General features: G+C 65.7%; 17 protein-coding genes. 5 read left to right on the plus strand and 12 right to left on the minus strand.

The genetic code is table 11. The features are described from left to right. Window positions 1-1,295: amidohydrolase (locus ACK4HL_RS19020; RefSeq protein ID WP_409763914.1), on the plus strand; the 1,295-nt coding region annotated here is incomplete at its 5' end. A 72-nt stretch (window positions 1,296-1,367) separates the two neighbouring features. On the opposite strand, the gene rpmE is transcribed toward ACK4HL_RS19020, so the two are convergent. Next, window positions 1,368-1,589 carry a 50S ribosomal protein L31 gene (gene rpmE / locus ACK4HL_RS19025; RefSeq protein ID WP_409763917.1) on the minus strand — a complete coding sequence of 74 codons (222 nt, stop codon included), beginning with the start codon at window positions 1,587-1,589 and terminating at the stop codon, window positions 1,368-1,370. A 160-nt stretch (window positions 1,590-1,749) separates the two neighbouring features. Between rpmE and ACK4HL_RS19030 the strand changes: the two genes are divergently transcribed. Then, window positions 1,750-3,540, plus strand: coding sequence for an ABC transporter transmembrane domain-containing protein (locus tag ACK4HL_RS19030; RefSeq protein WP_409763920.1), 1,791 nt, complete (start codon window positions 1,750-1,752; stop codon window positions 3,538-3,540). A gap of 70 nt (window positions 3,541-3,610) precedes the next feature. On the opposite strand, the gene ACK4HL_RS19035 is transcribed toward ACK4HL_RS19030, so the two are convergent. The 9 genes from ACK4HL_RS19035 to ACK4HL_RS19075 form a co-directional block, all read right to left on the minus strand. Further along, window positions 3,611-4,642 (minus strand): peptidoglycan -binding protein, encoded by a 1,032-nt coding sequence (locus ACK4HL_RS19035; RefSeq protein ID WP_409763923.1) that lies wholly within the window; start codon window positions 4,640-4,642, stop codon window positions 3,611-3,613. Further along, complete coding sequence (locus ACK4HL_RS19040; protein ID WP_409763926.1) at window positions 4,642-5,715, minus strand: flagellar motor protein MotA; 1,074 nt, start codon at window positions 5,713-5,715, stop codon at window positions 4,642-4,644. Before ACK4HL_RS19040 ends, ACK4HL_RS19035 begins: the two co-directional genes overlap by 1 nt. Window positions 5,716-5,851: 136 nt before the next feature. Continuing rightward, window positions 5,852-7,249, minus strand: a complete 1,398-nt coding sequence (locus tag ACK4HL_RS19045; RefSeq protein ID WP_409763929.1) for an NAD(P)(+) transhydrogenase (Re/Si-specific) subunit beta — start codon at window positions 7,247-7,249, stop codon at window positions 5,852-5,854. Between the two features lie 5 nt (window positions 7,250-7,254). Further along, a complete protein-coding gene (locus ACK4HL_RS19050) occupies window positions 7,255-7,560 on the minus strand; it encodes a proton-translocating transhydrogenase family protein (protein ID WP_409763932.1) in 306 nt (101 codons plus the stop codon). Then, window positions 7,560-8,675, minus strand: coding sequence for a Re/Si-specific NAD(P)(+) transhydrogenase subunit alpha (locus tag ACK4HL_RS19055; protein WP_409763935.1), 1,116 nt, complete (start codon window positions 8,673-8,675; stop codon window positions 7,560-7,562). Before ACK4HL_RS19055 ends, ACK4HL_RS19050 begins: the two co-directional genes overlap by 1 nt. A 16-nt stretch (window positions 8,676-8,691) precedes the next feature. Then, entirely contained in the window at window positions 8,692-8,982 is a 291-nt protein-coding gene (locus tag ACK4HL_RS19060; protein WP_409763938.1) for an aa3-type cytochrome c oxidase subunit IV, read from the minus strand. Window positions 8,983-9,181: 199 nt separating this feature from the next. Beyond that, window positions 9,182-10,693 (minus strand): response regulator, encoded by a 1,512-nt coding sequence (locus ACK4HL_RS19065; protein ID WP_409763941.1) that lies wholly within the window; start codon window positions 10,691-10,693, stop codon window positions 9,182-9,184. Then, entirely contained in the window at window positions 10,690-11,034 is a 345-nt protein-coding gene (locus tag ACK4HL_RS19070) for an Hpt domain-containing protein (protein WP_409763944.1), read from the minus strand. Before ACK4HL_RS19070 ends, ACK4HL_RS19065 begins: the two co-directional genes overlap by 4 nt. A 17-nt stretch (window positions 11,035-11,051) precedes the next feature. After that, on the minus strand, window positions 11,052-14,744 hold the full coding sequence (locus ACK4HL_RS19075) for a response regulator (protein WP_409763947.1): 3,693 nt from the start codon (window positions 14,742-14,744) through the stop codon (window positions 11,052-11,054). Window positions 14,745-15,079: 335 nt separating this feature from the next. On the opposite strand from ACK4HL_RS19075, the gene ACK4HL_RS19080 reads away from it, so the two are divergent. Beyond that, a complete protein-coding gene (locus ACK4HL_RS19080; protein ID WP_409763950.1) occupies window positions 15,080-15,805 on the plus strand; it encodes a class I SAM-dependent methyltransferase in 726 nt (241 codons plus the stop codon). An 18-nt stretch (window positions 15,806-15,823) separates the two neighbouring features. Here the strand turns inward: ACK4HL_RS19080 and ACK4HL_RS19085 are convergent, their stop codons facing one another. Continuing rightward, complete coding sequence (locus ACK4HL_RS19085) at window positions 15,824-17,605, minus strand: M3 family oligoendopeptidase (RefSeq protein WP_409763953.1); 1,782 nt, start codon at window positions 17,603-17,605, stop codon at window positions 15,824-15,826. A gap of 84 nt (window positions 17,606-17,689) precedes the next feature. Beyond that, window positions 17,690-19,498, minus strand: a complete 1,809-nt coding sequence (locus ACK4HL_RS19090) for a heavy metal translocating P-type ATPase (RefSeq protein WP_409763956.1) — start codon at window positions 19,496-19,498, stop codon at window positions 17,690-17,692. A 250-nt stretch (window positions 19,499-19,748) separates the two neighbouring features. Between ACK4HL_RS19090 and ACK4HL_RS19095 the strand changes: the two genes are divergently transcribed. Further along, on the plus strand, window positions 19,749-21,251 hold the full coding sequence (locus tag ACK4HL_RS19095; RefSeq protein ID WP_409763959.1) for a sigma-54-dependent transcriptional regulator: 1,503 nt from the start codon (window positions 19,749-19,751) through the stop codon (window positions 21,249-21,251). Between the two features lie 84 nt (window positions 21,252-21,335). Further along, on the plus strand, window positions 21,336-21,872 hold a 537-nt coding region (locus ACK4HL_RS19100; RefSeq protein WP_409763961.1), incomplete at its 3' end, for a hypothetical protein.

Genomic DNA, 21,872 nt, shown 5'->3' on the forward strand with positions numbered 1-21,872 from the left:
AGCTGATCATGGCCTATGGCTACGACGACACGGTGATGCCCGGCGGCCGTCTCCTCAACCGCGACGAGCTCGACGCGGCGTTCCCGGACAATCCCGTCCGGGTCGATCACGTGTCCATGCGCGGCGCGGTGATGAACAGCCTGGCGCTGAAGAAATACGGCTACAGCGCCGAGACCGTCACGCCTCCCGGCGGCGTGATCGTGCGCAAGGAGGGAACCAACGAGCCCTATGGCCTGATCATGGAGAGCGCCTTCCTCCAGGCGCTGGAAGCTTCCGACACGATGACGCCGGAACAGGAAATCGCGGCGACCAGGGCCGGCCAGATGCTCTACGCCCAGGCCGGAATCACCACGGCCCATGAAGGGGCCACCCATTTCTCGAGTTTCCAGACGATGAAGCGCGCCTCCGAGGCCGGAGCGCACATCATCGATGTCATCGCCTATCCCTTCATCCTCGACGTGGACAAGGTGCTTGAGGCCACACCCGTCTCCGAATGGGGCACCTACCGGAACCGCTTCAAGATCGGCGGCATCAAGGTCACCATCGACGGTTCACCACAGGGCCGCACCGCCTTCTTCGCCACGCCCTACCTGACCGGCGGCCCGGCCGGCGAGGAGGACTGGAAGGGGGAACTGACGTTCCCGCAGGAGGAGGTGAACCGGATGGTGAAGAAGGTCTACGACCTCGGCGTTCCCCTGAACCTCCACGCCAACGGTGACGCGGCAATCGACACCTTCTTCGCGGCGCATGAACTCGCTGCCGCCGGAGACCCGTCGAGAGACCGCAACGTGACGATGATCCACGCCCAGTTCACGCGCAAGGACCAGATCCCGAAATATCTCGAATACAGGATCCGGCCTTCCTACTACACGCTCCACACCTATTACTTCGCCGACGCACACATCGCCAACCGCGGGCGCGAGCAGGCCATGTACATCAGCCCCATGCGCGACTCGATCGATGCCGGGCTGCGCCCCACCAACCACACCGATTTCGTGGTGGCGCCGCTGGACCAGATGTTCATGCTGTGGTCCGCGGTGAACCGCGTGTCACGCGGGGGCGCGGAGATCGGCCCCGACCAGCGCGTCACGCCCCTCGAGGGGTTGAAGGCGATGACGATCTGGGCAGCCGAACAATATGGCGAACAGGGCTCCAAGGGCTCGCTCGAACCGGGCAAGCTCGCCGACCTGGTGATCCTGGACGGCAATCCGCTCACCGTCGATCCGCTCGCCATCAAGGACATCAGGGTCGCGGAAACGATCAAGGAAGGCGTGACGATCTATCGCGCGGCCTAGCGCGCCCCGGAAAAAGGAGAAGCCCGGCTCCAGGCCGGGCTTCACGCGGGACTGCCGCCCTGCGGCAGCCGGCTACTTGTTGAGGAACGAGAACTTCTGCTTGAACTTCGAGACGCGGCCGCCGCGGTCCAGCAGCGTCTGCTGGCCGCCCGTCCAGGCCGGGTGCGACTTGGGATCGATGTCGAGGTTCATCGTGTCGCCCGCCTTGCCCCAGGTGGTGCGGGTCTGGAAGGTGGTGCCGTCGGTCATCACCACGTTGATCATGTGGTAGTCGGGGTGGATGCCTTGCTTCATGGCCAAAACTCTCTCTCGTGGCGGGAAGGCCCCGCCGGGAATGACGTCGGAAATCCGGGTTCGGGCGGCGCTATACAGGAGTTGCAGCGGCGAGGCAAGCCCGGGGGCCGGCAGCCGGGAGACGGCTTCCATTCTCCCTGTCATCGGCTAGAAGAGCCTCATGAGCAATTCCTATGAAGAAGAGGCCCGGCGGCGGCCCAGGAGCCGCGATCTCCGGCCCCTCCTCCGCCTCACCCCTTTCCTCACCCGCTACAAGATCCAGATGATGCTGGCGCTGGTGGCTCTGCTGGCCGCCGCGGGGGCCACGCTGGCGGTGCCCGTGGCGGTGCGCCGCATCATCGACAACGGCTTTTCCGCCGACAACGCCGCACTCGTCGACCGCTATTTCCTCGCCATGCTGGCGGTGGTGGTGGTGCTGGCCCTGGGCTCTGCCCTGCGGTTCTATTTCGTCATGTGGATCGGCGAGCGCGTGGTGGCAGACGTGCGCGACGCGCTGTTCAGCCATCTCCTGAACCTCAGCCCCGGCTTCTTCGAGGCCCAGCGCACCGGCGAAGTCGTCTCCCGGCTGACCGCCGACACGACTCAGATCAAGGCGGCCTTCTCCTCCACCGCCTCGATCGCGCTCCGCAATGTGGTGATGCTGATCGGCACCATCGCCATGATGGTGGCGACGAGCCCGAAGCTCGCCGGGCTGTCGCTGCTGGCCCTGCCGCTCGTCGTCCTTCCGCTCGTGATCTATGGCCGCAGGGTGAGGAACCTCTCGCGCCTGGCGCAGGATACGCTCGCCTCCTCCGCCGCCTTCGCGCAGGAGCGGCTCTCGGCGGTTTCGACCGTGCAGTCCAACCTTCAGGAAGAGACCTCGCGGAAGGCCTTCGCCGCCGCGACCGACACGGCCTTCGCCGCCGCCGCCAAGCGCACCCTGGCGCGCGCCGTGCTCACCGCCGCGATCATCGGCGTGGCGGCGGGTGCGGTCGTGGTGCTGCTCTGGTATGGGGCGAGCGAGGTGATCTCGGGCCGCCTCACGGCCGGCACGCTGAGCCAGTTCCTGATCTATGCCATTCTGGCCGCAAGCTCGCTCGGGCAGCTCTCCGAAGTGTGGGGCGAGGTGCAACTCGCCGCCGGCGCCGCCGAACGCATTTCCGAACTTCTCGACGAGAGGCCGGAGATCGCGGCGCCGCCCGTGCCGCAACCGCTTCCCAACCCGCCCCGGGGCCACTTCGCATTGGACCGCGTGAGCTTCGCCTATCCCTCGCGCCCCGGCATCTCGGCACTCGAGAACGTCTCCTTTGCGGTGAAGACAGGCGAGACGGTGGCGATCGTCGGGCCGTCCGGTGCGGGCAAGACCACGGTCTTCGCGCTCGCACAGCGCTTCTTCGATCCGCAGCAGGGCAGCGTGCTCGTCGACGGCATCGACGTGCGCCGGGTGTCGCCGCAGGAGCTCCGCTCGCGCATCGCCGTGGTGCCGCAGGAGACGGTGATCTTCTCGGGCAGCGTTCTCGACAACATCCGCTTCGGCAAGCCGGAAGCCACGACCGAAGAGGTGCTCGCCGCGGCGCGTGCCGCCCGCGTCGACGAGTTCGCCGACCGCCTGCCCATGGGCTATGACACGGAAGTGGGCGAGCGCGGCGTGACGCTTTCGGGCGGCCAGCGCCAGCGCATCGCCATCGCCCGCGCCGTGCTGCGCGACGCGCCGATCCTGCTCCTCGACGAGGCGACGAGCGCGCTCGATGCCGAGAGCGAGGCCTTCATCCAGCAGGCGATCGACGAACTCACCGCCAACCGCACGACGCTGGTCATCGCCCATCGGCTGGCGACCGTGAGGAACGCCGACCGCATCCTGGTGCTGGAGAACGGCCGCCTGGTGGCCGAAGGCAAGCACGGCGACCTGATCAACACGAGCCCGCTCTATGCGCGGCTCTCGAAGCTGCAGTTCACGGCGCCTGCGGCATAAAGGGGCCCTCACCCGACCTTCGGGCACCCTCTCCCGTGGCTTCGCCGCGGGCGAAGGGCGTTGGAAGGGATCACCTCTCGGTGAGCTTCAGCTCGATGCGGCGGTTTCGCGACTTGGCTTCCTCGGTGGAGCCGGGGTCGATCGGCTGGAACTCGCCGAAGCCGGCCGCCACGAGGTGCTGCGGTGAGACGCCGTCGGCTATGAGGAAGTTGACCACGGCGATGGCGCGCGCCGCCGAAAGTTCCCAGTTGGAGCGGAACTGGACCGACTGTATCGGGTCGATGTCGGTGTGGCCGTCGACGCGCAAAACCCAGGCGATGTCCGCCGGGATCTCGCGCTCGAGCTGCTTCACCGCCTCGGCGAGCTTCTGCATCTCCGTCTGCCCCTCGGGGTTGAGGGTCGCCTGCCCCTTGGGGAAGAGCACTTCCGCCTGGAACACGAAACGGTCGCCCACCACGAGGATGTCGGAGCGCTGCGACAGGATCTGGCGCAGGCGGCCGAAGAATTCCGAGCGGTAGCGCGTCAGCTCCTGGACGCGCTGGGCGAGGGCAGAATTGAGCCGGCGACCGAGATCGGCGATCTGCGCTTCGGACGCGCGGTTCTTCGTCTCGGCATCGGTGAGGAGCGCGTTCAGCGTCTGGAGCTGGCGGCGCATGGCGGCGATCTGCTGGTTCAGGAGCTCGACCTTGGCCAGCGCCTCCGACGAGATCGCCTTCTCCTTGTCGAGCGATGTCTGGAGACCGCTGATCGTCTGGCTCGCGGCATCGCCCTTCTGGCCTTCGCTGGCCAGCATGGCGGCGAGATCGGCGTTCTTCGACTTCTCCGCGGCAAAATCGTCCTGCAGCGCCACGAGGCTCGATTCGACGTCCTGCTTGGCCGCCTTCTCGAGGGCGAGGAGCTGCGTCAGCTCGGCGATCTGGGCGCGGAGTTGGCCCAGGGCCGAGTCCTGTCCTGAAATCTCGCGGGCAAGCAGGAACTGCGCCACCATGAACACCGAGAGCAGGAAGGTGATGACGAGCAGGAGCTGCGCCATCGCGTCGACGAAGCCTGGCCAATAGGCTTCCTCGCTGCCGCGCCCGCGCCGCCTCGAGAGGCCCGCCATCAGGGACGCTCATCCTCGCTGCGCGGCTTCGCCGAGGCGCCCCGGGCGAGGGGACCCGTGGCGCGCAGCAGGAGCCGCTGGATCTCGTTCTGCTGGGTCTGCTGGCCCTGCGCCCATTGCCGCACGACCTTCTGCTCCTCGCGCATCTGCGTCACCAGATTGGCGACTGCCTCGGCGAGCTGCTCGATAGAATCGGTGTCGGCCGGCTTGAGAGGGCCGCCGCTGCCATTGCCCTGTTGCGGCCGCGACTCGATGGCGTGGGCGAGCTTGTCGACCGCGCGCTGCAGCGACTGAATTTCGGAGCGGAGCAGCTGCGGGGCGATGCCGGCGGGCTGCGGCTGCGCCTGGTGCATGTCACCCGCCGCGATGTCCGTGATGGTGGAGAGCCAGTCCTCGAGGTCGGTGTAGAAACGGTTCTGCGCCTGCGCGGCCTTCAGGTCGAGAAAGCCGAGGATCAGCGATCCGGCGAGGCCGAAGAGCGAGGACGAGAACGACAGGCCCATGCCCCTGAGGGGCGCCTGGAGCCCTTGCTTCAGCTGGTCGAAGATGGTGGCCGATTGCGCCGCCGTCACGTCCAGCCCCTCGATCGCCCCGCCGATCGACGTCACCGTTTCGAGCAGGCCCCAGAAGGTGCCGAGCAGGCCGAGGAAGATGAGGAGCCCCACCAGGTAGCGCGACATGTCGCGCGATTCGTCGAGGCGGGAAGCCAGCGAATCGAGCAGCGAACGCATCGAGAGCGGCGAGAGCACCATGTCCTTGCGGTTGCGCAGCAGCGTGGCCATCGGCGCCAGCAGCTGCGGCGGCTTGCCGGTGCCTTCCTTTTCGCCCTCGCGGAAGCCGTTTACCCAGTTCACCTCCCGGAACAGCCGGCCCACCATGCGGAAGGAATGCAGCATGCCCAGCAGCAGCGTGCCGACGATGACGCCGTTCAGCACCGGATTGGCCATGAAGGCGCGGGTGAGCCCCGGGAGGATCACCGCCACCAGAACGCCCACCAGCATGGTGAACACCACCATATGCACGAGATAGACCCTGGGCGGGTCGAGGGGTTGGGTTGCCGCCGGTTCAGCCATGCCAGTTCCGCTGTTGATCGCTCGCCGCTTCTCCACGCAAATCTAGACGATTACGAGGCGGAGCGGGAGTGGGCATCGCATGGGCCGGTTGTACGGGGCGTTCCCTGCTCTACGGGACCCCTCATTCTCCCCCGGGTCAGGCCATCGCCTTGTTGATCTCTTCCGTCATCTTCTTGGCGTCGCCGAACAGCATCATGGTGTTGTCGCGCCAGAACAGCGGGTTGTCGACGCCGGCGTAGCCGGACGACATGCCGCGCTTGATGAACATCACCGTCTTGGCCTTCCACACCTCCAGCACCGGCATGCCGAAGATGGGCGAGGTGGGATCGTCCTTTGCCGAGGGGTTCGTCACGTCGTTGGCGCCGATCACGAAGGCGACGTCCGCCTGGCCGAAATCGGAGTTGATGTCCTCGAGCTCGAACACCTCGTCATATGGCACGTTCGCTTCCGCGAGCAGCACGTTCATGTGGCCCGGCATGCGGCCCGCCACCGGGTGGATGGCATATTTGACCGAGACGCCCTCCTTCTTGAGATGGTCCGCCATCTCGCGCAGCGCGTGCTGCGCCTGCGCCACCGCCATGCCGTAGCCCGGCACGATGATGACGGAGGCGGCGTTCTTCATGATGAAGGCGGCGTCATCCGCCGAGCCCTGCTTCACGGGCTTGGCCTCGCCCTTGGCGGCGGGGCCTGCGCTCTCGCCGCCGAAGCCGCCGAGGATCACCGAGATGAAGGAGCGGTTCATGCCCTTGCACATGATGTAGGACAGGATCGCGCCCGAGGAGCCGACGAGCGCGCCGGTGATGATGAGCGCGGTATTGTGCAGCGTGAAGCCGATGCCCGCCGCCGCCCAGCCCGAATAGGAGTTGAGCATCGACACGACGACCGGCATGTCCGCCCCGCCGATCGGGATGATGAGCAGGAAGCCGAGAGCCAGGCTGATCGCGATGATCGCCCAGAACCACAGCCACATCGGGCTCAGGTAGAACAGCACGATGCAGAGCAGCAGCGCCGCGCCGAGCCCGATGTTGATGGCGTGGCGGGCCGGGAGCAGGATGGGAGCGCCCGACATGCGCCCGTCGAGCTTGAGGAAGGCGATGACGGAGCCCGTGAAGGTGAGGGCGCCGATTGCCGCGCCCAGGGACATCTCGATGCGCGACAGCGGCATGATGGCCCCCGTCGGATCGACGATGTGGAAGGCCTCCGGCGCGTAGAAGGCGGCCGCCGCCACGAAGACCGCGGCGAGGCCGACGAGGGAATGGAAAGCCGCGACGAGCTGCGGCATGGCCGTCATGGCGATGTTCTTCGCCGCATAGGCGCCGATGCCGCCGCCGATGGCGAGGCCCAGCACGGTGAGCCCGATCACCATGGGCGTCAGATGCATGGTGGCGAGCGTCGTCACGATGGCGAGCGTCATGCCGACCATGCCGTAGAGATTGCCCTGCCGCGAGGTGGCGGGCGAGGAGAGCCCCCTGAGCGCCATGATGAACAGCGCGCCCGCGACGAGATAGAGAAGGGCTGCGAGATTGGCCGACATGTCGCCTACTTCTCCTTCTTCTTGTACATGGCGAGCATGCGGCTCGTGACCAGGAATCCGCCGAAGATGTTGACCGAGGCGAGGACCAGCGCGAGAAAGCCGAAGATCATGGCGGTGAGGGAACCGGAGGCCAGCGCCCCCACCCCCACCGCAAGGACGGCGCCCACCACAATGACGGACGAGATGGCGTTGGTGACGCTCATCAGCGGCGTGTGCAGCGCCGGGGTGACGTTCCAGACGACATAGTAGCCAACGAACACCGCCAGCACGAATATGCCGAACAGCGAGACGAACGGGTCGATCGCTTCCATCACCTTGCTCCCTGGAACATCGGGTGCACCAGCGCGCCGTCGCGCGCGATCATCGTGCCCTTGATGCATTCATCGGCCTCGTCCACCTTCAGCGTCCCGTCCTTCTGGATCATCAGGTCGAGGAAGTTGGCGAGGTTCTTGGCGAAGAGCGGCGATGCATTGCCGGCGAGCCTGCCCGCCAGGTTCACCGTGCCGACGATCTTCACGCCCTTGTGCTCGACGATCTCGTCCGGCCGTGAGAGCGGGCAGTTTCCGCCGCGCTCCACCGCGAGGTCGACGATGATGGAGCCGGGCTTCATGCTCTCCACCATGTCCGGCGTGATGAGCACCGGCGCAGGCCTGCCCGGGATCAGCGCCGTGGTGATGACCACGTCCTGCCCCTTCACGTGCTCGGCGACGAGGGCCGCCTGCTTGGCCTTGTCCTCGGCCGAAAGCTCCTTGGCATAGCCGCCCGAGGTGGCGGCATCCGCGATGTCGGCATAGACGAACTTGGCGCCGAGGCTCTTCACCTGCTCCTCGGTGGCCCGGCGCACGTCGGTGGCCGAGACGATGGCACCGAGGCGCCGCGCGGTGGCGATTGCCTGGAGGCCCGCGACGCCGACGCCCATGATGAACACCTTGGCGGCAGGAACCGTGCCGGCCGCCGTCATCATCATCGGGAAGGCGCGGGTGAAGTGATGGGCGGCGTCGATCACCGCCTTGTAGCCTGCGAGATTGGCCTGGGAGGAAAGGATGTCCATCGCCTGGGCGCGCGTGATGCGCGGCATCAGTTCCATGGCGAAGGCGACGACGCCCGAGCTCGCGATGGCCTCGAGGCCTTGCCTGTCCCCATAAGGTTCGAGGCCACCCATCAGGATGGCCCCGGGCCTGAGGGACTTGAGCAGTTCGGCCGAAGGGCGGCGGACGGAGAGCACCACGTCCGGATCGTCGAAGTCGTTCTGGGCGATCTTCGCCCCGGCGGCGGCGAAGGCCTCGTCCGGGATCGAGGAGCCCTTCCCGGCCCCGGCCTGGACCCAGACCTCGGCACCCTTCTTCACATAGGATTTCACCGTGTCGGGGCTGGCCGCAACGCGACGCTCCCCAACCTGCGTTTCCGTGGGGATCGCGATTTTCATGAGCCTGCCCTGCCGGTCAGCCTATCATGATGGCCGTGAACAGGCCGAAGACGACGAGCCAGCCCACCGAGAGATACCAGCTGTTGCCGGCCCTGAGGTCGATCAGGAGGGTCAGGAGGCCGATGATGATGCCGCCGAAGCCGATCAGAACGTTGCCGGTGGAGATGAAGGCGAAGGCGGCAAGCGCCACGAGCACGTCCAGCGCCAGGATGGTGAGCGCCACGGAGCCCTTGATGAAGCCCTCATAGGTCTTCGCATGCTCCTCGAAGCCATGCGAATGCGTTCCGGAAGACCCGTGTTCGGCCATGATTCCCCTCAGCTCAGAATGCGTTCCGGCCATGCTTCTAGCCACTCCCGCCTGCCCCCGCAAGCGGCCCGGACCGCCACGCGGCGATGAGTCTCACGCGGCCCGCAGGCATCGCCCGGCCCGGCAGACCGCAGCACAAGTGGCTGATCTTTCTCGAACTTCCAGGGGCGCGCTCAGGCCTGGTGAGGCCGGCACCCATTCAGGTCGGCCGCGGCGCCTCGGCATCCAGCATGGCCGGCACCTCCAGTTCGGCCTCCCGCTTGGCACCGACCAGGAACAGGCCGACCGCCATGAGCCCCACGGCGGCCCATACCCACCCCGTGAGGCGTTCGCCGAGGAGCAGCATGCTCCAGCCGATGCCCGCCGCCGTCGTGAAATAGGCGCTCTGGCTGGCGAAGACGGAGCCGAGGTGCTGGATGAGATTGTAGAACAGAATGTTGGCGCACACGGACGCCGCCACGATCAGCAGGATGGTCGCCTCCAGCCCCCCGAGGCCCGGGCGCGGCATCGACCATTCCCCGCTTGCCCACGCGATGGGGACGAGCATGGCGGCGGCGACCAGTTGCATGATCCCGATCATCGGCACGACGTGGATGTGTTCCGGCCGCTTGCCCGCCAGCATGATGCCTTCGAGCGCATAGCACAGCGGGATCGCAAACGCCGCGACAGTCCACAGCACATCGGTGACGCTCGTCGACTTGAACTGGTCCAGGAGGACCAGGCTGACCCCGCAGAGGCCCAGCGCAAGCCCGAGGAAGCGGGTCAGGCTGGGCTTCTCGATACCGGCGAAAGCGGCGAAGCCGAATGCGAGGAAGCCCTCGAAAACGACGATGATCGAGATGAGGCTCGCCTCCACCTTGCCGGCGATGAAGAAGAGGAACGTCTCCGCGAAGACCGCGCCCACGATGGCGTAGAGAATGAAGAAGCCCCACGGAATCCTGCGCCAGGGCGGGAGCCATCCCTTGGCGAAGGAAAGGAGCAGGCAGCTGGAGCCGCCGATCAGGCTGACCCAGAGCGCCATGCCGACCGGATCGGCGCCCATGTCGGAGGCCATCCTGGAAAGCGGTACGACGAGGCCCCAGACGAGCCCTAGGATGACGATGCCGATGCCGCCCCGCAAGGTCTTGATGGTGTGACGCAGCCGCTTCTCGCGCTCGTAGACCTTCTGGGCCGCGTCGCTGAAGACCCGTGCCAGGTCCCCCAGGGCATCGCTGCGCCCCGATATCTCCTGGAGCCCGAGCTTCGATGGATTGTAGTTCCCGAGCTTCAGGATCTGCGCAGCCTTAGCGAGCTTGTCCACCTGGCGCAAATAGTCGACCTCGGCGTCGCGCACGAACTTCTTCTGCAGCAGCGTATTGACGCGGGCACGGAAGATGACCGGGTCGAAGCTCTTCGGGAGGAAGTCCTCCGCACCGAGCTCGATGGCCTTCACCGCGCTGTCTGTGTCGTCGAGGCCGGAGATCACGATCACCGGAATGTCGTGCAGCCGCCGGTCGCTCTTCATCCTTCGCAGGACTTCGAAGCCGTCCATGTCCGGCATGACGATGTCGAGGAGGACGGCATCCACCGCGTGCCCATGCAGATACTCGAGCGCCTGCGGACCGCTGGCGGCGGCTTCCGCCGTGTGCCCCAGCGCCCTCGCTGCCGCAAGGAGCTTGAGCTGCATGGAGGGCGTATCGTCGACGACGAGGATGTGTCCGGCCTTGGTCATGGCGCGGCCGACCCGAGGGCGGTGCGGATATAGGCGGCAACGTCATCGCGCAGCTGGAGGCACTTCCCGGCGATCTCGCTGCCGCGCCGCTCGAGATCGTTCACGGCGCCGCCGCGCGCCTCCTGCTCGACGCCGGCACAGAGCTGCGCAAGCTCGTCATCGCCGAAATCGCGGGCGCTCGACTTGATCGTGTGCACCGTGCGGCCCACTCCTTCCATCGACTGCCGCTCCATTTCCCGGTGCAGCGTGGCCGCCAGCGTGTCCGCCTCCTCGACGAAGCTCTGGAGGATATCGGCCAGAACGGCAGCATCCCCTCCGATCGCCTCCTTCATGCGATCCATTGCCGGGGTTGAATATCTCACGAGAAGCCCTCCATCTCTCCGCCCCCGACCGCGCCCTGCGGCTGCTTCGCCGCGAAGCTGCGGCGGAGCGCCCGCACCAGCTCCTTCACGTCGATGGGCTTGCTGACGTAATCATCCATGCCCGAGCGCAGGTAGTTTTCCCGGTCTCCGGTGATGGCGTTGGCGGTGAGCGCCACGAAGAAGGGCGCATCATCGCCTGCGGCGGCCCGGATCAGCTGCATGGCCTCGATGCCGTCCATCCCCGGCATCTCGATGTCCATCAGGATGGTGTCGAAGCGCGTCTCCGCCGCGAGCGCGACGGCCTCCGCCCCGCTCGCCGCCATCTCCGGCGAATAACCGAGCTTGCGCAAAACGGCAGAGGCGAACTTGCGGTTGGTGGGATGATCGTCCGCCACGAGAATGCGGAGAGGGCACTCGGCTGCCATGGCGCCCTCCTGTCCCGCTGCGGGATGGGCGGGAGCGGCGGATGCCGCACGCGGTGCGGAGAGCAATGCTGCGGAAATCGAGTTGAGGAGGCTCGACGGCTTGATCGGCTTGTTGACGATGTCGGCGAACAGGCCTTCCCCGGCCGACTGGGCGAGCTGCGCGCGCGACAGGTGCAACGAGCTGAACAGGATCATCGGCACGTTCCGGCAGCCAGGCAGGTCACGAATCTTCCTGGCGACGTCGATGCCCGTGAGCTCGGGCATCTGCATGTCGAGAATGATGAGGTCCGGAACGCCACCCTCCCGTATCAACGCCAGGGCCGCCGCCCCGTCCGGAGCCAGAGACGGCTCCATCCCGAAGGACTCGAGGTGCAGCTGCAGCACGCGCCTGTTGGTGGCGTTGTCGTCGACCAGCAGCACCTTGCGGCCCTTGAGGTCGGCCGTGGGTGCCTCTCCGCCAGCGGCTTGGTCGGGGCCGGCTTCGGCCGCCGGTATGTCGAAGGCGAATTCGGTGCCGCTGCCGGGTTCGGAACGCACCGTGATATCCCCGCCCAGCATGTCTACCAGCCGCTTGCAGATGACGAGGCCCAGCCCGGTTCCTCCGTAGCGGCGGGTCGTCGAGGCGTCTACCTGGCTGAAGGACTGGAACAGCCGCCCAAGCCGGTCGGCAGGAATGCCGATGCCGGTATCGCTCACCGTGAAGAGGATGCGCCGCTCCCCTTCGGGATCGGCGCCCTCATGGGCGACGACCCTGAGGAACACCTCTCCGCGCTCGGTGAATTTCACCGCGTTGTTGAGCAGGTTCAGCAGGATCTGCCGCAGCCTCGTCGGGTCGGATATGATTTCCTGCGGCAACGAGGGATCGATCCAGTAGACGAGCTCGAGCCCCTTTTCGGCGGCCCGTGCCGAGACGAGATCGAGCGCCGACTCCACGCAGCGGCCGAGATGGAAGGCGACATGCTCGATGTCGAGCTTTCCCGATTCGATCTTCGAGAAGTCGAGGATGTCGTTGATGATGGACAGGAGCGACTCCGCGCTGTGGGAGATCGTGTCGCAGTATTCCCGCTGTTCGGGATCGAGCGCGGTGGACGAGAGGAGATGCGTCATGCCGATGATGCCGTTCATCGGCGTGCGGATCTCGTGGCTCATCGTGGCGAGGAAGGTGCTCTTCGTGGCGTTGGCCGACTCCGCCGCGATCTTTGCCGCCGTCAGCGACTTTTCCAGTTCGCGCAGCTTCTGGACGTCCGCGCGGGTGACCCGCAGGAGGCGTTCCGTTTCGTCGAAGAGCCGCGCCCTTTCCAGCGCCACGCTCGCGGCATTGACGATGGTGGTGAGGAGGTTGACATCGGTCTCGCCGAAGGCGAATTCGCGATCGAGATTCTGGAGCGAGATCACGCCGCGCACCTGCCCGCCGAAATGCAGCGGAACGAACAGGCAGGACTTGGGAGGCTCCCCCTGCCGAGCCTTGGGATTGCCGTAGCGCTGCCGCGCCGAGTCGATGTCGCTGGAAATCAGCAGAGGCTCGCCGGTGTCGATGACGTGCCTCCGGAAGCCGATCAGCTTCATCGGGTTGTCGGGAAAGCGGACGCCGCGCTCGATCGTGTAGGGAAAATGCAGGAGCTGCTCGTGCTCGTCGTAGAGGCCGATATCCAGCACATGAGCATCGAAGATCTCGTGTATCTTGTCGCCGATCACTTCATAGATCTGCTGCGCGTTGAGGCCGCTCGCCAATGCCTCCTGCATGCCGTTGACGAAGGCGAGCTCGGCGTTCCGCTCGTTGGTCTCCCTCAGTAGCTTCTGGCTCTCCTCGAAAAGTCTCGCATTCTCGAGCGCCACTCCGATGCTGGTGCCGAAAATCTGGAGCAGGCGCAGGTGATTTTCGTTGAACGCCGTGGGCATGTAGGACTGCACGCTGATCACGCCGATGGTCTTGTCGCCGGCGATGATCGGCGCGCCCATGTAGGATTCGGTGTCCTCGGCAGGCGTGAGGACGATCGCCTCGTGCCGGGTCTGGTCACGCGCCGAGTTGACCAGCAGTGGCTGGTTCGTCCGGAGGATCTGCGAGGTCAGGCCCGGGCCGAACGGAAACGGCTCCACCTCCTTGTACCCGTCATAATATGAATATGGGACGTGGATCATGCCCGTCTGCCCGTCGTAGAGCAGGATCTCACTCACCTCGGTGCTGAAGATCTCCCTGACCTTGTCGCCGGCGATGCGGATGATCGCCGGTGCGCTGAGGCTTGCGGACATCGCCTGGCTGAGGCTGACAAGCGTCGAGATTTCGCGCCGACGTTCCTCTTCGACGGCAAGGAGGTGCTGGGTCTCGGCGAGCAGCGCCTTGAAGCGCTCCTGCTCGCCGCGCAGCGCGGCCTCGGTGGCCTTGAGCGATGTGATATCGCTGACGCTCGCAAAGACGCGCGACCAATCATCCCTGTATTCGCGGGGAAGGCGGAAGGTCTCGACGAGATGGAACCGCTCACCGGAGGGCGTGACGTCGACGTTTTCGACTTCGGCCACGTCATGGCCATACATGAACTTCTGCATGCAATGGGGATAGCGGTCGAAATTCGCCTTGGGGTCGGACTTGAAGTAGGCGATGAGCTCTTCCTTCGACCTCAGATGGTACATGGCGACGGCGGCGCCATTGATCGCGATCCACTCGACCAGTTGCGGAATGCGGCGCAGTTCATCCGGATTGCTGGAGAAATAGGACTCGAGATCCGTGACGCCGGATGCCTTCAGCGTCTCGGCGAAGGCCTTCAGGCCGGACCAGTCCTCCACGAACATGGGCCCGGGATGCGCATCGAAGAGCTCCCGCGAACGGCGCTCTTCGGACAGCAGAGACAGTTCCGCCGATCTCCGCTCGGTGATGTCCGCCAGCATGCCGACAGTGCGCACCACCCTGCCCTGCTCATCCCTCTCGAACTCTCCGGCCTGCCGGCAATGCCTGATCGCACCTTCGCGGCCGCGGATGGCGAACATGACGTCGTAGGGCTCGCCGGTCCTGCGGCTCCGCTCGATCGCGGCAAGGTATCTTTCGCGGTCCTCGTCGACGACGACATCGGCGAAATGCCGGGAAGAGCCAAGGAGTGCCGCGCACTCCTCGGGGGTGAGTGCGAGAATGCGCGACAGGTCCCCGGAGATGAAGAGCGGCCTGTGCTCCGTCTCATTCCAGGCGAAGCACCCCGTGCTGGTGATGCGGGCGATGCTCCGCATGAGGTCGATGCCGCCGTCTGCGCCGCAGGTCTCGACCGCCCCGTCCATGCCTAGCCTCCGGACAGGCGGGCGGTGTCCGGGCAGCCGGCACACCGTCGTGACACAGCATCAGACTTCATCCAACGCATCGCTCCCCACGCAGTCACAAGCCGATGCCCTGAAGCGCGCGCCCCGCGTTCGCCAGGCAGAGCGGAAACGATTGCGAAATATTGATGTGCCGTCAAGGAAGATCACGTGACACGACCTGGCTCCTGACGCGGTGGTGCTGCCGCGGAGATGAAGAGTGAGCGTGGAACGCGAGGCCGGCGAGGCGCGACAACTCTACCCTGCTGGACACCCGGGCTGCACCCGCTAGCATGACAGGACAAACGCAGGGCAGGTCCATGGTTGATCCAGACGGACGTGCAGTGCCTGGCGCCATCTCTCCGTCGCAGGATCTCTTCGTCAACAGCTGGGACGTCTACCGCAAGATGGTGGACAATGATTACCTGTCTCACCGGGGTGCATATGCGGCGCTGCGCAGCGTGCTCCTGGAGCGGGGGAGCCCATTTTCATTCATCGATGTCGCTTGCGGAGATGCCGGCATGTCGGTTCAGGCTCTCGCGGGAACGCCCGTCCGCGAATATGTGGGCATCGACATCTCGCAGGACGCGATCTCCCGCGCCCGCGCCGCGCTCCCCGCCCTCGGGTGCACTCATCGGTTCTGCCTGGGCGACTTCCGTGAGCTTCTTTCTGGCTGGAGTTCCGATGCCGATGTCGTCTGGATCGGGCTTTCGCTGCATCATCTCGCCCTGGAGGAAAAGGGCAAGGTCATGTCTGCGGTCCGGCGAATACTGCAGCCGGCGGGGCACTTCCTCGTCTACGACGAGAGCTGCCTGGAAAACGAGACGCGGTCGGACTGGCTTGCCAGGTGGGACGCACAGGAGTCTTCCTGGTCAGCCTATACGCCCGAGGAGTGGAGATACGTCTGTTCCCACGTGCACGGCTCCGATTTTCCGGAATCTGAGCCGACATGGCGGAAGCTTGGAAAGGACTCGGGTTTCTCCCGGTTTTCGAAGCTCTATGAATCCTCTTCGAACCTGTTCAGTCTCTACTGCTTCCAGCCATAAATCAGGGGGAAGGAGGCGCTACATCGCCTCCAGCTCGTCGATCATGCCGGAGATCACCGACAGGCCCTTGTCCCAGAAGCCAGGGTCCGTGGCGTCCAGCCCGAAGGGCCTGAGGAGTTCCGAGTGGTGCTTGGTGCCGCCGGCCTTGAGCATTTCGAAGTATTTCTCCCGGAATCCCTGCTCGCTCTCCCGGTAGCGGGCATAGAGCGAGTTCACCAGGCAATCCCCGAAGGCATAGGCGTAGACGTAGAAGGGCGAGTGGATGAAGTGCGGCACGTAGGTCCAGAAGGTCTCGTAGCCCTCGCCAAGCCGGATGCCGTCGCCGAGGCTCTCGGCCTGCACCTCGAGCCAGATGGCGCCGATCTGCTCCGGCGTCAGCTCGCCTTCCTTGCGCGCGGTATGAACCCTGCGCTCGAAGCTGTAGAAGGCGATCTGGCGGACGACGGTGTTGATCATGTCCTCCGCCTTCGAGGCGAGCAGCACCTTGCGCTTCACCGGATCGGCCGTCTGGTTCAGCAAGGCCTGGAAGGTCAGCATCTCGCCGAAGACGCTGGCCGTCTCGGCGAGGGTGAGCGGGGTGGCGGCCATCAGCGGCCCCTGCTGTGCCGCCAGCACCTGGTGCACGCCGTGGCCCAGCTCATGGGCGAGCGTCATCACGTCCCGCGTCTTGCCGAGGTAGTTGAGCAGAACATAGGGGTGGGCGGAGGGGACGGTCGGATGGGCAAAGGCGCCCGGCGCCTTGCCTGGGCGCGAGGGCGCATCGATCCAGTTCCTGTCGAAGAAGGCGCGGGCGATGTCCGCCATTTCCGGCGCGAAGCTGCCATAGGCAGAGAGCACCATGTCCTTCGCTTCTGACCACGGCACTTCGCGCGTGTCTTCCTGGGGGAGCGGCGCGTTCCGGTCCCAGTGCATGAGGTGGTCCTTGCCCAGCCATTTCGCCTTCATGCGATAATAGCGGTGCGACAGCTTCGGGTAGTTGTTGCGCACCGACTCCACGAGGGCAGCCACGACCTCCGGCTCCACCCTGTTCGAGAGATGGCGGGCGTCGGCGATGTCCTTGAAGCCGCGCCAGCGGTCGGAGATGTCCTTGTCCTTGGCAAGCGTGTTGGTAATGAGGGTGAAGAGCTTGAGGTTATCGCCGAACGTCCGGGCCAGCGCCTCGGCACCCGCCTTGCGCTTGGCCTCGTCGGGGCTCTGCATCAGGTTCAGCGTGGGCTCGAGGGTCAGCGTCTCGCCATCCACCTCGAAGCGGAGACCCGCCATGGTCTCGTCAAACAAACGGTTGAAGGCAGCCGCCGAAGTCTGTGATTTCTCGAGGAAAAGTTCTTCGATCTTGTCGTCCAGCTGATACGGCTTCTCCTTCCTGAGATTGTCGATCCACGGGCGATAGTGGGCCAGCGCCGGCACCTCCATCGCCTTTTCCAAAGCCGCGTCCTCGATGCGGTTCAGCTCGAGCTCGAAGAACAGGAGAAGCGTCGAGATGTCCGTCAGCTTGGCGGAAACATCGCCATAGAACTTGCCGCGCTTCGAATCCGTCGTGTCGCCCACGAAATGGAGCTGGGCATAGGAACCGGTGCGGCCGAGAAGATCGGAAAGCGCTTCGTATTCCTTCAAAGCCCCGGCAAGTTCGGCACCCGAGAGGGCAGCGAGCTTGCCGCGGTACTTTTCGGCGAAGGCCCTCGACAGGTCCTCGCCCCGCTTGAGATCGGCCGCGAATTCCGGCGCCTCGGGCGAGGCATAGAGATCGCCGAGGTTCCATTCGGGGAGGTTTCCGAGCTTCGTGGCGGCGGCAGCGGTCATGTCTCATCCTTCAGGTGAAATCCGCGGCTGATATGGCGCATGCCCGCCGCTTCGGCAACCCGGGCCGCCAGGCCTTACCGTGAATTAACGGAGCGCCCGCAGCGCGTTGAGGATCACGGCGACGTCGATCGCCTCCTGCAGCAACGCGCCCTGGACGACGCCGATGTAGCCGAAGGCGGCCCCCAGCATGGCCGCGAAGGACAGGCCCAGCCCCACGCCAACGCTCTGCAATGCAATCGCCCGGGCGCGGCGGGCGGCGGAAAGCCCTTCGGCGAGCCGCATCAGGTCGTCGACCAGCAGCACGGCATCCGCCGATTCCGCGGCGGCCGCCGAACCCGTGGCGCCCATCGATATCCCGACGTCGGCCGCGGCCAGTGCCGGGGCATCGTTCACCCCGTCGCCCACCATCAGGGTGACGCCCGCCTTCCGTTCGGCGAGCACGACCGCCACCTTTTGCTGGGGTGTGAGATCGCCCCTGAGCACGTCCAGTCCGAGCGTCTCTCCCACCCTCTCCACCACGGCCTGCGCATCGCCCGAAGCGAGCACGATGCGGCCAATCCCCGCCTCGCGGAGGCTTTGCAGCGCCGCCGGAGTCTCTTCGCGCACCGCGTCGGCGAGCAGGAGATGGCCGGCGAAGCGCCCTGACACGGCGAGCGCCGCGAGCGACGTGCCGGGCGCGTGCTGGGGTCGTTCGGGGTGGCTGCGAAGCTGCCGGGCCACGAAGTCATGGCCGCCCACCGCGACCTTGCGGCCATCCACGTGGCCAATTAATCCTTCACCTGCAGTCTCCCGCACATCCTGCGGAAAACTAAGGGTAATTCCTCTCTCGCGTGCAGCCTCGACGATCGACGCCGCAGTAACGTGGGCGGAGGCCTGCTCGAGCGAGGCGGCAAGCCGCAGCATCTCTTCCGCCGTCCAGTCGCCGTGCGGCAGGATGCCGGCAAGCTCCGCCCTGCCTTTCGTCAGCGTGCCGGTCTTGTCGATCACGAGGCTCGTCGCGCGGGCCATGGTCTCGAGCACCGGCCCGCCCTTCATCAGGAGCCCGCGCCGGGCGGCCTTGCCCATGCCGGAGATGATCGCCACCGGAACGGCGAGAATCAGCGGACAGGGCGTGGCCGAAACCAGCACGGCCAGCATGCGGAGGTGATCGCCGGTGGCGAACCAGGTTCCCCCTGCAAGCGCCACGGTCACCGCCAGGAATACGATGGCATAGCGGTCGGCCAGCCGAACCATCGGCGCCTTGGCGGCCTGAGCCGCCTGGACGAGGCGCACGATCCCGGCATAGGTGCTCTCCGATGCAGGCCGGACGGCGAGCATGTCGAAGGCCGTGTCCAGCGAGCGCGCGCCGCTCTGCACCTCCTCCTTCTCCAGCCGCCGCACCGGCACTGATTCACCCGTCAGGGCCGCCATGTCGAGGAGCGCCCTGCCCTGCTCGACCTCGCCATCCACCGGTACGATGTCACCCTGGCGCACGAGCAGCTTGTCGCCGGCTTGGATTTCGTCGATGGCCACCTCCTCGAGATGACCATCCGTATAGCGGAGCGCCGTCTTCGGAACCCGCGCCAGGAGTGCGCGCATGTCCGCCCTTGCCCGGTTCGCCGCATAATCCTCGAGCAGCTGGCCTCCGGCATACATCAGCGCCACAACGCCCGCCGCGAGGCTTTCGCCGAAGAGCAGCGCCGCGGAGATCGAGAGCCCGGCCACGATGTCGAGGCCCAACTCGCCGCGGGAAAGGGAGCTGAAGATCTCGCCCAGAAGCGAGACCAGCACCACTGCCGCCGCCAGCCCCCAGATCAGCTCCTGCCGTTCGGCGAAGCCCAGCCATGGCGCGACGCCTCCCAGGGCGAGCCCCAGGAGAGCCACGGCAAAGAGAAAGATGCGGAGTGAACTCAAGCCTGCGCCTCCCGGTTGCGCATCCTGACAGAACCACGGACTGGCGCAATGACCGATGTCAAACGGTCATTCGGAGATTTGCACAATGAACAAACGTTTGTGGATGTCCGAAAACGCGGCTTCGCATTAAGCCTGCCTTTACCCTTCGCTGGCAGATTGTGTGTGCAGTTCGGGGAGATTCCACGCCGATCGGTTGTGGTTGAGCGTATTTCCGGGCACAGGACAGTTAACAGGAAGAAGCTTCTCACACATGGCCGTCCGCGTTCTCATTATTGAAGACGATCCCGCACAGCGCCGCATTCTCGAGGAAATGGTCAGGCGGTTCGGCTGCGATCCGATGCCGGTGGATGGCGGCATGAAGGGCCTCGAGGTGCTGAAGAGCCAATCGGGTGCGGCGATCGAGCTCATCATCCTCGATCTCAACATGCCGGGCATGGACGGGCTCGAATTCCTCGAGCGGCTGCAGTCGATCCGCGGGGACCTGCCGGTCATCGTCCAGACGGCACAGGGCTCGATCGAGACCGTGATCAAGGCGATGCGCGCCGGGGCCGACGATTTCGTGGTGAAGCCGATAAGCCCCGAGCGCCTCAAGATATCGATCCAGAACCTGCTCAAGGTCAATGCGCTCACCGAGGAGGTGAAACGGCTCAACAAGAAGGTGGGAGGCGCTCTCACCTTTGCCGACCTGATCGCCTCCTCCCCCGCGATGGCCAACGTCCTGCGCCTCGGCCGGCGCGGCGCGCAATCCAACATCCCGATCCTGATCGAGGGCGAATCGGGTGTCGGCAAGGAGATGATCGCCCGCGCCATCCAGGGCGAGAGCGAACGCTCGGGCCGGCCCTTCGTGGCGGTGAATTGCGGTGCCATCCCCGAGAACCTGGTGGAGTCGATCCTCTTCGGACACGAGAAGGGCTCCTTCACCGGCGCCACCGCCAAGCACGTCGGCAAGTTCCAGGAGGCCGATGGCGGCACGCTCTTTCTCGACGAGGTGGCCGAGCTTCCGCTCGACATGCAGGTGAAACTGCTGCGCGCAATCCAGGAAGGCGAGATCGATCCCGTCGGATCACGACGGCCGGTGAAGGTCAATTTCCGCCTCATCTCGGCCACCAACCGCAATATGATCGAGATGGTCAAATCGGGGCAGTTCCGCGAGGACCTTTATTACCGCCTGAACGTTTTCCCCGTCATGGTGCCGCCGCTCAGAGACAGGAAGGAAGACATTCCCGCACTGGTCGATCACTTCATCACGCGCTTTGCGGCGGAGGAAGGCCGCAAGGTGCGCGGCATCACGCCAGAAGCGCTGGAGCTGCTCAAGGCCTATGGCTGGCCGGGCAATGTCCGCCAGCTCGAGAACACGGTGTTCCGCGCCATGGTGCTGTGCGAGGGCGACCGCCTCGACATCCAGGATTTCCCGCAGATCGCCTCCCTCGTCGATGGTTACGAGATCAGGATCCCTCCCGCCCCGCAGCTGGCGCCGAAGCCGGCCCTGCCGAAGGGGACTGCTGCCATCGCCGGCGGGCCGCCGTTGCCGCGCACCGGCGGACCAGCCGTGGCCGATGGCGTAGCCTACGGCATATCGGTGGTCACCGACGGCGGCCACATCCGCAAGCTCGAGGACGTGGAGGCGGACATGATCCGGCTTGCGCTGGCGCGCTACCAGGGGCAGATGTCGGAAGTGGCGCGCAAGCTGGGAATTGGCAGGTCCACCCTCTACCGGAGGATGAAGGATCTTGGTCTCGAGGAGGCGGGCTGAGGCGGGAATGACTGCGATTTGATTTCCCGGCAGGCGGCAGCCCGGGCTACAGAAGACAAATATGGGCGTCTTGCAGGTGGTGGAATGAACAGGGTCGTGAAGCTCGGTGCTGTCTCGTGTCTGGCGGTTCTCGTCGGCGGCGTGGGGATTGCATCGGCCGAGGCACCGGCGAAGAAACGCAAGCCCACTCTCTTCGAACAAATCTTCGGCAGCCCGTCCAAGTCACGGGCGGAGCGCTCCCGCAAGAACCGAAGCCGCATCTTCGTCAATCGCGACCAGCACAACGCCAACGCCGCGAACGGCATCCAGGTGATCAACGGCCAGGATCGCGACGCCAGACGCAAGACGCCCAACGTCGTGGTGGCCGATTCCGACCCGGAAGGCGACCCGGGTCTCGGCAGGGGCAATCTCCGCTACGCGGCTCCAAAACTCGTCGGCCTGAGCGGGCTGAAGCTCGCGGATCCTCGCCCGGCGGAGGCTTCGGCCCAGGCGATCCACGATCAGCTGTCGGGCGAAGGCCCCTCGCTCCGCGTGCTGCCGGAGGCGCGCGAAGCCCTGCTCGACCAATACAGGTCGCAGAATTTCAGGCCGATCTGGCTCGAGAACGGGAAGCTCTCGGTC

This window comes from Aestuariivirga sp. (assembly GCF_046294715.1).
Taxonomy (GTDB): domain Bacteria; phylum Pseudomonadota; class Alphaproteobacteria; order Rhizobiales; family Aestuariivirgaceae; genus Aestuariivirga.

Coding starts and splice junctions, on each gene's coding strand:
- ACK4HL_RS19045 (WP_409763929.1), bottom strand. CDS start 7,249: ATGTCGGCCAATCTCGCAGCCCTTCTCTATCTCGTCGCGGGCGCGCTG.
- ACK4HL_RS19050 (WP_409763932.1), bottom strand. CDS start 7,560: ATGGAAGCGATCGACCCGTTCGTCTCGCTGTTCGGCATATTCGTGCTG.
- ACK4HL_RS19080 (WP_409763950.1), top strand. CDS start 15,080: ATGGTTGATCCAGACGGACGTGCAGTGCCTGGCGCCATCTCTCCGTCG.
- ACK4HL_RS19070 (WP_409763944.1), bottom strand. CDS start 11,034: ATGGATCGCATGAAGGAGGCGATCGGAGGGGATGCTGCCGTTCTGGCC.
- ACK4HL_RS19085 (WP_409763953.1), bottom strand. CDS start 17,605: ATGACCGCTGCCGCCGCCACGAAGCTCGGAAACCTCCCCGAATGGAAC.
- ACK4HL_RS19060 (WP_409763938.1), bottom strand. CDS start 8,982: ATGGCCGAACACGGGTCTTCCGGAACGCATTCGCATGGCTTCGAGGAG.
- ACK4HL_RS19030 (WP_409763920.1), top strand. CDS start 1,750: ATGAGCAATTCCTATGAAGAAGAGGCCCGGCGGCGGCCCAGGAGCCGC.
- ACK4HL_RS19040 (WP_409763926.1), bottom strand. CDS start 5,715: ATGGCTGAACCGGCGGCAACCCAACCCCTCGACCCGCCCAGGGTCTAT.
- ACK4HL_RS19055 (WP_409763935.1), bottom strand. CDS start 8,675: ATGAAAATCGCGATCCCCACGGAAACGCAGGTTGGGGAGCGTCGCGTT.
- ACK4HL_RS19065 (WP_409763941.1), bottom strand. CDS start 10,693: ATGACCAAGGCCGGACACATCCTCGTCGTCGACGATACGCCCTCCATG.
- ACK4HL_RS19095 (WP_409763959.1), top strand. CDS start 19,749: ATGGCCGTCCGCGTTCTCATTATTGAAGACGATCCCGCACAGCGCCGC.
- ACK4HL_RS19035 (WP_409763923.1), bottom strand. CDS start 4,642: ATGGCGGGCCTCTCGAGGCGGCGCGGGCGCGGCAGCGAGGAAGCCTAT.
- ACK4HL_RS19075 (WP_409763947.1), bottom strand. CDS start 14,744: ATGGACGGGGCGGTCGAGACCTGCGGCGCAGACGGCGGCATCGACCTC.
- rpmE (WP_409763917.1), bottom strand. CDS start 1,589: ATGAAGCAAGGCATCCACCCCGACTACCACATGATCAACGTGGTGATG.